Below are 12,035 nucleotides of genomic sequence, written 5' to 3'. Positions count from 1 at the left end.
TTGGTTCACATTAGATGATTGATAAAAGCGGTAGCAATACCAAGATAGATTAATATACTTGTAATATCATTTAAGGTTGTGATAAATGGACCCGATGCTACTGCAGGGTCAATGTTTAATCGATACATTAATAGTGGAATAAATGCACCTGCTAAAGTAGCTACTACGATTGAGCAACAAATTGCTACACCTACTAGTAGGCCAAGTAATAAGGTGTGCTGCCAAAAGTAAACTATTCCTAATGCAAAGGTACCGCAAACAAGCCCCATAATGAGCCCTGTAATTAACTCTCTAAACATTAGCTTCAACTTATTTGTACTTTCAACATCCCCAGTAGCAATTCCTCGAACTGCTACGGCTAATGCTTGCGTTCCACTATTCCCAGATGTACCACCTATTAATGGAATAAATGCAGCAAGTAATGCAACTTTTTCAAGTGTACCTGTAAATAAATCTACTAAATTAGCTGTTATCATTCCCAAAAATAATAGTACGACTAGCCAAGGCAATCTTTTTTTAGCTGCTGCAAATGGGCTAGTATCAAAAGTATCCATATCAGAGACACCAGCCAATTTAGAGTAATCCTCTGATGCTTCTTCATCGATAACATCGATAATATCGTCAACCGTAATAATACCAAGCATTTCATTTTTTGAATTAATAACAGGTACAGCTAAGAAATTATAATCTTTCATGATTTGAGCGACATCTTCTTGGTCATCTATTACATTCACACTAACAACACGTTCATTCATAATATCATGTATGAGAGTATCTTCTTCCGCAATAATCAGATCACGTAATGATATAACTCCCGTCAAACAATTTGTTTCATCTACTACGAAAAGGTAGTAAATAGTTTCTGCATCTGGCGCAGCGTTACGCAAAATAGTCATGGCAGAGCGTACTGTTGAATTTTCTGGAATTACGACATATTCTGTTGTCATAATTGAACCAGCTGTGTATTCTTCGTAATGCAGAAGATCTCTAATTTCCTGCGCTGATTCATTATCCATTATTCTAAGAAAATGACTAATTTGATCTTTATCTAGTTCATTTAAGACATCGACTGCATCATCAGTATACATCTCAGCTATCATTTGTGCTGCATACGCTGGAGACATTTCTTCAAGGAATCTTTTGTATTCGTTATCGTCTAGTTCGAGGGCTTCGAAAATCTCCGCCATCTCTTTCGGGGACAAATACTGATAAATGGCCTGTCGTATGTCAGGCTCCACCTTCTCGTAAAACTGTGCCTGATCATATGGATGAAGTGCAAAATAATTTTCTCTGAAAACATCCATATCACCATTTTGTACTAACAATCGTAGATGTTCCTCGTTAAATTGCACTTCATCTTTTTCCATTGTTTCGTTTATCATGCATGTCCCCTCCTCTCGACTTCTATTCTTTAAATAACACCTTACTAATAATAGTTCGAACAATTGATAAGGGTCAATTAATTTTTGTAAAATATTTTTGGAACAAATTTAATAGTACCACTTAAACTTATATAGACTCAAATGTACCTTTCTCTATTTCCTAGGAAATATTTCTTTTTAAATAAACAAGGGGCTGTGAATCCTGTATACATACATCGTGTGGTTGAAGAGACGTTTTGCAAGTAGAACGATAAGTTTTATCATTGTATTTTTTCAATCCGACATAAATATGGAGAAACTAATCACTAAGCAAATCGTGCTCTAATTGAATTTTCACACCAATATGCCCACTACCTTTTGCACCTTGGTATGTAGAAATTCTAATTCATCAATAATTGATAAGTTCATATCAAAAACGCCATTCTTTCCTATGATTCTAAAGAAAGAATGGCGTTTTTTTTATTTTATGGAAAGTTTGTTTTGTTAGCTTGATAGCACTGACATGCTCCCCTTATGGTTTATTAATTATTTGAGTCCATATTAAAACTGCTACTGTCCCTACACATATACAAACTGCATATATAATACCGCTAATTCCACCCAATAATTCCAGTCCAAAAGGTAATAAAAAAGTAGCAATACCTACTATGTAAGAGAATATACCGAAAAACTTAGCTAGTTTATCTTTATCACCAATAAAGCAATCTTCTTGATAACCTGCAATGAGCCATAGTTTCTTTTTTATATGGATTTGATATCCTATAATAATCATAATTAAAGCAACAACTATACAAGTAATAAATCCTGCAATCACCTTACTCCGCCTCCCTTTATACACAAACCGTGTGAGCCAACTACGTTGACTCACACGGTTCGTTTTTACGCTATATAGAATTCAGGCGTTAACTTATTTTTTTCTATATATTTTAAGGACTTATTCAACCGGCCTAGATTTCGAAATTTTTCCGAATTAATCGCTGAAAATAGAAGAATATAGAGATTAATTAATCCAAACGAATATTACACAACAATAACTTTTTGCATATCTTCAGGGAGCTCACTATGCCATTCCATTTCTTCATGAGTTAATGGATGTTGAAGTACTAGTGAAACACAGTGTAAGGCCTGTCTATCAATGAGTTCTCTTGTGCCACCATATAAATCATCCCCTAGTAAAGGATGACCAATCGACGACATATGCACTCGAATTTGATGTGTACGCCCAGTATGCAATGTTAATCTTACATGACTTATTTTCTCACCTTGTACACTAAATCGTTTGATGACTTGTACATCTGTATGTGCAAATTGACCATCTTGCCGTACTTCTCTTTCAATAATGCTCCCATCCTTACGACCAATGGGTGAGATGATTTGTTGGAAGTCATCGAATACGTGTCCATGAACGAATGCTTCATAGGTTCTGCTAATGCTATGTTTCTTTTGTGCTTCACTCATAAGATGGTGAATATGCCGATGCTTAGCAATGCACATTAACCCTGAAGTATTACGATCTAATCGTGTCACCACATGGACGGTAGAGACAATTTGTTGTGCTTGTAAATGTGCCGCTATGACATTCGCAACACTACCAGTTGGATGGTCATGTGAAGGGATTGTACTTTGATACGGTGGTTTTTCTACAATAAGCAATGCATCATCTTCATATTGTACGGCTAATTCTCCTTTTTCGGGAAGTAGCCCCTCGCTTATTTCTTCAATAGGAAAAATAACTGTAATCTCATCCCCAATTGCAAGAGGATACCGCACATTACGTTCTACTCCATTTACGAGTAAAGACCCACCTTTAAATTTAATGGCTGTTAATGCTCGTTTTGATATACCATACTCCATTAATGCCTCTCTTAGTAATTGGCTATCATTTTGTGAGATAAAGGTTATACGATACCGAAAGTCTTTAATCATTCTTGTAAATCACTATCGATAAAAGAATCATGTACACGTTGCCAAAATGGGAAAGCTTTAAAACGAGCAAAACGAACTTTCTCATCTGCAACACGATATTGAATCGATTTTACATTTTTATGCAATAGTTGAACATGATCAACTGTAACCATAAAATCTTCTGCCATTACCGGTTTTAAGATGCAATTATGATGAGCCGGTAAAACGAGAGAAGATCCAACTGTACGGAAAACACGATTATTTATCGAAGCCATTTCTGTTAGTTGTAAAGCTTGCAAGGATGGATGCAAAATTGCACCTCCAAGTGCTTTGTTATAAGCTGTACTACCAGACGGCGTGGAAACGCATAGCCCATCACCGCGAAAACGTTCAAATGGACGATCATTTAGTTCTACATCCATTACGAGCGTAACTTCTGGTGATTTAACCGTAGATTCATTTAATGCTAAATACGTATAACAATCATCACTAGTTTGATAATTGATCGTAACCTCTAGGAGAGGATATTCAATTACTTTTAATTCATCTTTTGCAATAGAAATCACTAGTTTTTCGATTTCGCTTGGTTTCCAATCTGCATAGAAGCCAAGATGTCCAGTATGGATACCAACAAACGAAACTTCAGACAACATATGTGTGTAACGATGGAACGCATGTAGAAGCGTCCCATCTCCCCCAATAGATAATACAATATCCGGTTTTTCTTCATCTACTTCTAGACCAAAATCGGTTAAATAGTTAATCGCACGTTCCATTAGTTCATTTGATTGTGGATCGTTACGTGATTGGATGGCAAATCTCATAGGTTCTCTCGGGCTCCTTTCAGATGATCTTGACGAACTTTAGGTTTTGATGCTTCTTTATATTCTGTAAAATAGGCCTGCGCTTCTCGTATTTCTTCACGAATCTCAGACATTTCTTCATCGAGCTTAAAAGCTGCTTCTGCCGCATTTTGAAGACGTTTTTTTATTTCTTCAGGGAAAACCCCTTTATATTTATAGTTTAAGGAATGTTCGATTGAAGCCCAGAAGTTCATTGCAAGTGTGCGAATTTGAATTTCAGCTAATATCGTCTTTTCTCCTTGAATTGTACCGACAGGATATTCAATAATCATGTGATATGATCGATATCCACTATTCTTTACATTTGTGATGTAGTCTTTTTCTTCAATGATATGTAAATCATTTCGTTGACGTAACAATTCAATAACAGTTGGAATGTCATCTACAAACTGACACATAATACGAACACCAGCTATATCTTGTAATTCATGCGCAAGTGTATCTGAAGGTTCAAATACTAATCCCTTTTCTAATGTCTTATCATAAATACTCGCAAGTGGTTTTACACGTCCAGTAACAAATTCAATCGGTGATGTCGTGTTTGATTTTTCAAATTGTGCACGAATACCTTTTAATTTTATCTTTAGTTCGTCAACTGCTTGCTTATAGGGCTGTAAAAAGCGATCCCATTGTCCCATGATAAGTCCCCCTAACACATTTAGGCTTCACTCAATAGTTCTGCAAAAGTTTCTTCAACTGTAGTTGTAAAAACTTCTCCATAATTATAGTTACCTTCAATATTATATATAAGTGATTGTAATTCATCTTGAAAGTTGACCAATTCAATCTGCTCAGTATTCCATTTTAACATAGGATTTACTTTTGATTGTAACGTTTCGACTAATAGTGGCCAAACAGCTTGTGGGAATTTCACATAACTATAACCATCTTCTTCGTCCATTAAGTAAATAAATGCCATATCATCTGAATCAGTAATCATTTGTCCTGCTGGACGCCATTTAATATCGTGAACATTTTCTTGTAAATCAAATTGGATATGTGAATCTTGTATTGTACCTTTTTGTACTGTATAAGTTTTACGCAATGCCAATCTTCCTTTCTGTGAACCTGGTATCTATTTTATCATAGGCACTCAAATTTCTAACCATTTTTATGGATAATTGTCATGGTTTTTCGTCATTTTATGCACATTGCAATTTGTTATAAAATTCCTTTATAATTCATAAATAGAAAGGGTGTTTAATAATGACCCAACAATTAGAAATAGAATTCAAAAATATGTTAACAAAAGAGGAATTTGATCAACTGTGTGAATCCTTCAAACTAACAGAAGAAAATTTCCACGAACAAACCAATCATTATTTTGATTCACCAGATTTTGCTTTAAAAAATGTACGCTCTGGTTTACGTATTCGCGAAGTACAAAATCGTTTTGAATGCACATTAAAAGAACCTGCAGCAGGCATTGGTCTAATTGAAACAACGGACTTACTTACAAAAGACGTAGTTCAATCTATTCTAACCGGTAGCTCTACCCTTCATGCAAATGAAGTTAATAAACGCCTTCAAGCTTTAAAGATAGATCCACAGGATTTGCAAATTTTAGGTACACTCTATACCAAACGTGCCGAAATAGAATATGAAGGTGGTCTTCTAGTATTTGATCATTCTCATTATGCAGACACAGATGATTATGAATTAGAATACGAAGTGGCGGATGAAGCAACTGGTAAGGTGATTTTTGAGAAATTCCTTGCACACTATTCAATCCCAATGAGACCAGCTGATAAAAAAATCGCTCGTTTTATGAGCGCTGTTAATAAGAAACGAGGAGAATAGATGAACACACAATCATTACAATCTTTGGCTCAGCTTCAAGCATTACAAAGCATGAGCTCTTCTGGTACAAGTGCTGCGAATACTTCAAATTCGACATCTGATTTATTCGCTCAAATGTTGTCACAATTAACCAATTCACCATCTAGTACATCTGATACTACTCAAATGCTTGGACTAACAAATTCTCTTTCAAGCTCAAATAGTTCTTCCTATTTATCACAGCTATTATCATCTTACAGCCCACTCAGTAGCCTATTAGGAAACGCTTCTTCAACAGACTACAGTCAATTGCAAACTGGTCTAGGAAGCTCAGCTACAACTGATTATAGTCAACTATTAAATGGCTTAAGCAATTCCGTAAGCAATACAAATAACTCTTTATTTTACAAAGGTACATCGCCTGTTTATACACCTGTATCTGTTTTAAACAAGATCAACAATAATTATGACCAAGCATTAAGTAATTTAACAAACCAACAAGCAGGATCAACTAGCGTATCTTCTAATACTAACTACGATGCATTTATAAAAAAAGCATCTCAAACTTTTGGGATTCCAGAAAAAATGATTAAATCTGTTATTAAACAAGAATCTGGTTTTAAAAACAATGCAACAAGTTCAGCTGGGGCTGGTGGTTTAATGCAATTAATGCCGGGCACAGCAAAATATTTAGGTGTTTCTAATGTATATGATGCCGAGCAAAATATTATGGGCGGAACCAAATATTTAAAGCAATTGTATGACAAATTCGGTGGAAACTATCAATTAATGCTAGCTGCTTACAATGCCGGACCTGGTGCCGTAACAAAATATGGAGGTATCCCACCTTATAAGGAAACAACAAACTACGTCAACAATATTATGAATACATACAAAGCATAATTTGACAAAATACCAATAACTTCGCTACTATTCATTCATCCTTTATTTTTTTATAATTATGATGAATTGCTCTAAACATGCGACCGTTATTGGTTTTTTCATTTTAAAATATGAAATTTGGAATAGAGAGCGAGTAATTTGTTTGTGAAAATACAAAGAGGTTGATAAAATAGTATTACAGCTAAAGCAAAGGAGAATCATCTATGACGCAAAAACCTATAATTCCTTATGAGGAAATTGGTAAAGAAAAACTATATAAATTAATTGATATTTTCTATTCCAAAGTTGCTAAAAATCCGAAGCTAAAGCCTATATTCCCTGATGATTTATCCGAGACAGCTCGCAAACAGAAACAGTTTCAGACACAATATTTAGGTGGTCCCAATATTTATACAGAAGAGCATGGACATCCAATGCTCAAAGCACGCCATATGCCTTTTAAGATTACACCTGAACGTGCACAAGCTTGGTTAGAATGTATGTCTGAGGCAATGGATGAAGTAGGTCTTGAAGGTAAATTTCGCGATGTCTATTATCAACGTCTCGTCCTTACGGCACATCATATGATTAACTCACCGGATGATGACGAGGAGGTTTTAGAGTGAACAATATTCAATATTTAACCGAAAAACCTACTGTATCGCCCGCAACTGCACTGAGTAAGCCAATCGAACTTTATGTTTTTATGGATTTACTTTCTCCCAGCAGTTGGGAACTACAATCACTGATCCGTCAATTACAAATAAATTATGGTCAATATTTTTCAGCACGCATTGTCTTAAGTACAGAACTTAATTCATTAAATACTGCATGTCAACGAATTAATAGTTGTGAATCACATGAGGAGCTTGTCGATGTATCTCACCCTGTCCTCCCTTCAATTGCCGTAAAAGCAGCTGAACTGCAAGGAAAAAAAGCGGGTTATCGTTTTTTGGTGAAATTACAAGAATACGCTTTAATTAATACAAAAAATGTCTGCCAATGCAGTACGTTACAAGAAATTGCACATGAAACTGGATTAGATGTTGAAGAATTCCAATCCGATTTACTTTCAATGGAAGCCTCACGTGCATTCCAAAGTGATTTATGTATTACTCGTGAAATGGAAGTAGAGGAAGTGCCAAGCTTTGTATTCTTTAATGAAAATATAGAAGATGAAGGTTTAAAAGTTTCTGGTACTTATTCCTATGAAGTTTATGAAAAGATATTAGAAGAGTTACTCGATGACAAACTAGTTTGTCAACAACCACCTTCAGTAGAAGATTTATTCTATCGTTATCATACATTAACAACAAAAGAAGTTGCAGCTATTTATCATATCTCTCTCAATACTGCTGAACGTGAATTAAAGAAAAAAATGCTTCAACAAAAAATTGATCGAATAACATGTGATGAATTATCGCTCTGGCGTTTAAAATAAATATCTATCTATTGAATCCCAATTAATAGCGTAAGCATTATTGGGGTTTTTTTTGCTCTATTTTAAGCTAAGTTGGATTCGCTATTTTTTGACAAAAACAAAAGAAGCATCTCTACGAGAGATGCTTCTTTTCACAAAGGGGATGGGAGAAATGTTCACGTTCAAACAAAGGGGTGTATGTTTGTTTGTGATTTATTTCACATCTAAACTTTAGCATGAAAAATCATATATAGCAACGCTTCACGCTTATATTCACAAAGTTGTCATATAGTAAGCGTTTCCAACTGATTTGATGTTTTTTTATGTATATTATGTAATGAAATTGCCGATGATTATAACTTATAGGATGTATTTCATTTATATTCATTTTGAAGATATTGGGAGAACAACCTCGAAATTTGTCGTTGAAATTTGTTTGAACGCGCCTACAAATACCCAAATATTAACATGAAACCATCTTATAATTTACCTTATACTTTATAATGTTATCGGAATAATTTTGAGCAAACTCCGCACATCAGTAGATAATTTAAAATGATTCATAGATATGCAAAATTCATATGAAATCAAATAAGAAAGTCACAGAGGAAACTCCCTGTGACTTCAAAATACAATTTTTTATTCAGCAAGCAACTTTTCTAGCTCATCTAGGTTACGTTCAAATACTTTACATGCTTCTTCAATCGGAGATGCTGATTCCATATCTACACCCGCTGCTTTTAGTACATTGATTGGGTAATCTGAGCAACCTGCTTTTAAGAACTTGTTAATATAGCGTTCTACAGCCACATCGCCTTCAGATAATATTTGCGAGCTTAATGCAATGGCTGCACTCTTACCCGTTGCATATTGATATACATAATAGTTGTAGTAGAAATGAGGAATACGTGCCCATTCTAAACCTATTTCTTCATCTACTGCCATATCTGCACCAAAGTATTGTTTATTTAAATCGTAATACACTTGTGTCATACGTTCAGCAGTTAGCGCTTCACCTTTTTGATCTAAGTCATGGATAATATGTTCAAATTCAGCAAACATCGTTTGACGAACAATCGTTCCTCGGAAACCTTCTAACCAGTGATTTAAAATGTAAATACGTGTTTTTGGATCATCAATTGTTTTCAGTAGATAATCATTTAATAATTCTTCATTACATGTTGAAGCTACTTCAGCAACGAAAATTGAATAATCACCATATACGAATGGTTGATTATTACGAGTGTAATAACTATGAACACTATGGCCAAATTCATGTACAAGAGTGAATAAGTTATCTAAATTATTTTGCCAGTTTAATAAGATGTATGGGTTTGTACCGTAAGAGCCTGATGAGTATGCACCGCTGCGTTTTCCTTTACTTTCAACAACGTCTACCCAACGATCTTTTAATGCTTTTTCAATAATACCTACATATTCATCACCCATCACGCCTAAAGCTTTTAACATATGGCCTTTTGCTTCTTCGTAAGTCATATCGATTTTAGATTCCGGTACTAATGGTGTGTAAACATCCCACATATGCAATTCATCAACGCCAAGAATTTTTTTGCGTAATGAAATATAACGGTGCATTAGTGGCAAATAGTTGTGAATTGTTTCAATTAATTGATCGTACACTTTTTCAGGAATACTGTTAGCAGACATTGCAGCTTGACGCGCAGAATCATATTTACGAATACGCGCACTGACATTATGCGCTTTCACATTACCTGTTAAAGTAGCGGCAAATGTATTTTTAAAATCACCATACGTACCATACATTGCATGGAAAGCTGCTTCTCGTACAGAACGATCTTTGCTTTCTAAAAAGTGGACATAATTACCATGTGTTAATTGGACTTGATTGCCTTTTTCATCTTTAATTGTAGGAAATTCTAAATCAGCATTGTTCAACATGCTAAATGTGTTTGAAGATGCACCTGTAACTTCTGACATTTGTGAAAGGATTGCTTCTTGTTCTGCCGGTAAAATATGCGGACGTTCTTTATTGATTTCTTCTATTTCTTGTTTATATAATTTCAGATCTTCGTTTTCTGAGAGATATCCTTCAATAACCGCTTCATCTAAAGATAGAATTTCAGGTGTTAGGAAAGATAAACTTGTCGAAATTTGAGCATACAATGTTTTCGCACGACTATCCATCGCTTGATAAATTGCATTTGTTGTATCTTGATCATTTCGCATATGAGAATATGCATAGAGACGACCTAATTTACTATATACATCATCACGGAAACGTAAAACCTTAAGTAATGCCTCGGCTCCATCTTTAATTGTCCCTTGATAACTAGCAGCTTGTTTACTCTGCTCACTGATTTCTTTATATGATTCTTCCCAAGCAGTATCAGTTGCAAAAATATCTTCTAGTTTCCAAGTTAGCTCTGTAGGTACCTCCTCTCTTTTTAATACTTTGCTTTGTAAATTTTCAGTCATGATATGACCCCCTATTTAAATTTGCTCCTGAGAAACGAAGTACCCTAATATTTTCTCAATTTTCTTAATGCTTTGCAAGAAATTGAACGTATAAATACCGATATAGCGCTGTTTCGTCAAATATACTGTTAATATGCGTTACACCTATTTTTTTAAGTATTTCATTATAATCTTGTAGTGATTTCACAGCATATTTATTTATAAATAATACTGGATACATCTTTCTAAATTCATCGATAAAGTACGAAGATATATACTTGAAGTCGTATCCTTTTTCCAGCAAAAACAACAACCATAGCATCTGCCATTCAGCTTCAAAAACAGAAAAGCTGCTTGTTTTCGACACAGGTATGCCGATAAATAACGGTAAATTTTCCACATGGCAGCCCATAAAATAACACGCTCGTAAAAAGGAATCTTGTACCCCATTTTTACTTATAAATAATCGTCTCTTTAGGAATTGTTGTCTGTTCTTTTTCCAAAGCTGCCAATAGATAAGAAATTCATCTTTGGAAGGCTCTTTAACATTTAAAAAAGGAAAATGTTGAGTTTCTATAGATAAATGCTTTACATTTGCAATAAAACGATAACCTCCTAATGGGATTAAATGTGAAAAGTATAAAAAAGCTGCTTTTTCCGGATCAAAAGTAATGATATGCGCATGATTTTGAATATATGTGATAAATTGTTGTTTAAATGGGGATAGTTTTATTTGTTGAATACCATTTTTGTAAGGTTGCTTTTCTTTTGGGGTTTTTAAAATCCATATAGGAATCATATTTGCTTGCAGATACCCTATTGTACGAGTTTCCATTTGGGGAATAGGAATCGTACTGCATTGAAATTCAATCGCAAATTGTTGTTGTTCTTTTTCAACTAGAACGTCAGGTCGTTGAGCTAATACCGGTAAATAAGGCTCTAATTGTACATTTAACTGTAGTTTCTTGAACATCTCATACAATTGATGTTTTCCTAGTAAATGTACTGCTGTTTCACCTTCTGAAAAAGTTTGTTGGCAGTTACTCTGTTTTTTGTGCGCAAAATGTGGAATCATCACTTGTCCTATTTTCAGATGAACAGGCTCCTGACATTTGGGACAGTAAAACTGCTCGTGATTGCGTAATTCTATCAGTTGATCTCTTGCATATTGCCTTGTCAAAACGAATAACTGCTTATTCGCATTCAACGCTGTTAAAATAGTATCACCTCCTATTTTAATTGTAAGAATTTTCTATACAACTTGCAATAAAAAGAGTTATTCAAAATTACCGTTTGAACAACTCCTTTCGCGTCAAAGATAAACGTTAGATGTCTCTATAAATATAAAATGGGTGTCTTAAAAGTAAT

12 protein-coding genes and 1 pseudogene are annotated in these 12,035 nt (G+C 34.6%); 4 read left to right on the top strand and 9 right to left on the bottom strand.

Annotated elements, in window-relative coordinates; translation table 11 throughout:
• Window positions 1-5 precede the first annotated feature (5 nt).
• From mgtE to Q8X41_RS16315, 7 genes and pseudogenes are all read right to left on the bottom strand, one after another.
• Window positions 6-1,382, bottom strand: a complete 1,377-nt coding sequence (gene mgtE, locus Q8X41_RS16345) for a magnesium transporter (protein WP_397537301.1) — start codon at window positions 1,380-1,382, stop codon at window positions 6-8.
• A 199-nt stretch (window positions 1,383-1,581) separates the two neighbouring features.
• Window positions 1,582-1,758, bottom strand: a pseudogene (locus Q8X41_RS16340) (IS4 family transposase); the annotation flags it as partial.
• 135 nt (window positions 1,759-1,893) lie between these two features.
• Entirely contained in the window at window positions 1,894-2,196 is a 303-nt protein-coding gene (locus Q8X41_RS16335; protein WP_397537300.1) for a DUF3784 domain-containing protein, read from the bottom strand.
• Between the two features lie 206 nt (window positions 2,197-2,402).
• Entirely contained in the window at window positions 2,403-3,308 is a 906-nt protein-coding gene (locus Q8X41_RS16330; protein ID WP_397537299.1) for an RluA family pseudouridine synthase, read from the bottom strand.
• Window positions 3,305-4,111 (bottom strand): NAD kinase, encoded by an 807-nt coding sequence (locus tag Q8X41_RS16325; protein WP_397537298.1) that lies wholly within the window; start codon window positions 4,109-4,111, stop codon window positions 3,305-3,307. The genes Q8X41_RS16330 and Q8X41_RS16325 overlap by 4 nt, the downstream gene beginning before the upstream one ends.
• On the bottom strand, window positions 4,108-4,788 hold the full coding sequence (locus tag Q8X41_RS16320) for a GTP pyrophosphokinase family protein (protein WP_397537297.1): 681 nt from the start codon (window positions 4,786-4,788) through the stop codon (window positions 4,108-4,110). The genes Q8X41_RS16325 and Q8X41_RS16320 overlap by 4 nt, the downstream gene beginning before the upstream one ends.
• A 20-nt stretch (window positions 4,789-4,808) precedes the next feature.
• Window positions 4,809-5,195, bottom strand: coding sequence for a hypothetical protein (locus tag Q8X41_RS16315; RefSeq protein ID WP_397537296.1), 387 nt, complete (start codon window positions 5,193-5,195; stop codon window positions 4,809-4,811).
• A gap of 161 nt (window positions 5,196-5,356) precedes the next feature.
• On the opposite strand from Q8X41_RS16315, the gene Q8X41_RS16310 reads away from it, so the two are divergent.
• The 4 genes from Q8X41_RS16310 (at window position 5,357) to Q8X41_RS16295 (ending at window position 8,252) form a co-directional block, all read left to right on the top strand.
• Complete coding sequence (locus Q8X41_RS16310) at window positions 5,357-5,950, top strand: CYTH domain-containing protein (RefSeq protein ID WP_397537295.1); 594 nt, start codon at window positions 5,357-5,359, stop codon at window positions 5,948-5,950.
• Window positions 5,951-6,832 carry a lytic transglycosylase domain-containing protein gene (locus Q8X41_RS16305; RefSeq protein WP_397537294.1) on the top strand — a complete coding sequence of 294 codons (882 nt, stop codon included), beginning with the start codon at window positions 5,951-5,953 and terminating at the stop codon, window positions 6,830-6,832.
• A 203-nt stretch (window positions 6,833-7,035) separates the two neighbouring features.
• Window positions 7,036-7,437: a globin gene (locus Q8X41_RS16300; RefSeq protein ID WP_397537293.1), complete on the top strand. Its 402-nt coding sequence runs from the start codon at window positions 7,036-7,038 to the stop codon at window positions 7,435-7,437.
• Window positions 7,434-8,252, top strand: a complete 819-nt coding sequence (locus tag Q8X41_RS16295) for a DsbA family protein (RefSeq protein WP_397537292.1) — start codon at window positions 7,434-7,436, stop codon at window positions 8,250-8,252. Before Q8X41_RS16300 ends, Q8X41_RS16295 begins: the two co-directional genes overlap by 4 nt.
• A 618-nt stretch (window positions 8,253-8,870) precedes the next feature.
• Here Q8X41_RS16295 and pepF read toward each other — a convergent pair.
• Both pepF and Q8X41_RS16285 read right to left on the bottom strand, forming a co-directional pair.
• Complete coding sequence (pepF, locus tag Q8X41_RS16290; RefSeq protein WP_397537291.1) at window positions 8,871-10,688, bottom strand: oligoendopeptidase F; 1,818 nt, start codon at window positions 10,686-10,688, stop codon at window positions 8,871-8,873.
• Window positions 10,689-10,752: 64 nt separating this feature from the next.
• Entirely contained in the window at window positions 10,753-11,874 is a 1,122-nt protein-coding gene (locus tag Q8X41_RS16285) for a competence protein CoiA (RefSeq protein ID WP_397537290.1), read from the bottom strand.
• Window positions 11,875-12,035: the final 161 nt, after the last annotated feature.

The sequence above is a fragment of the Rummeliibacillus pycnus genome, from assembly GCF_044359855.1.
GTDB classification, from domain to species: domain Bacteria; phylum Bacillota; class Bacilli; order Bacillales_A; family Planococcaceae; genus Rummeliibacillus; species Rummeliibacillus pycnus_A.
Note: the sequence above shows the minus strand (reverse complement) of the source record. Positions and strands in the feature narration are given on the sequence as shown.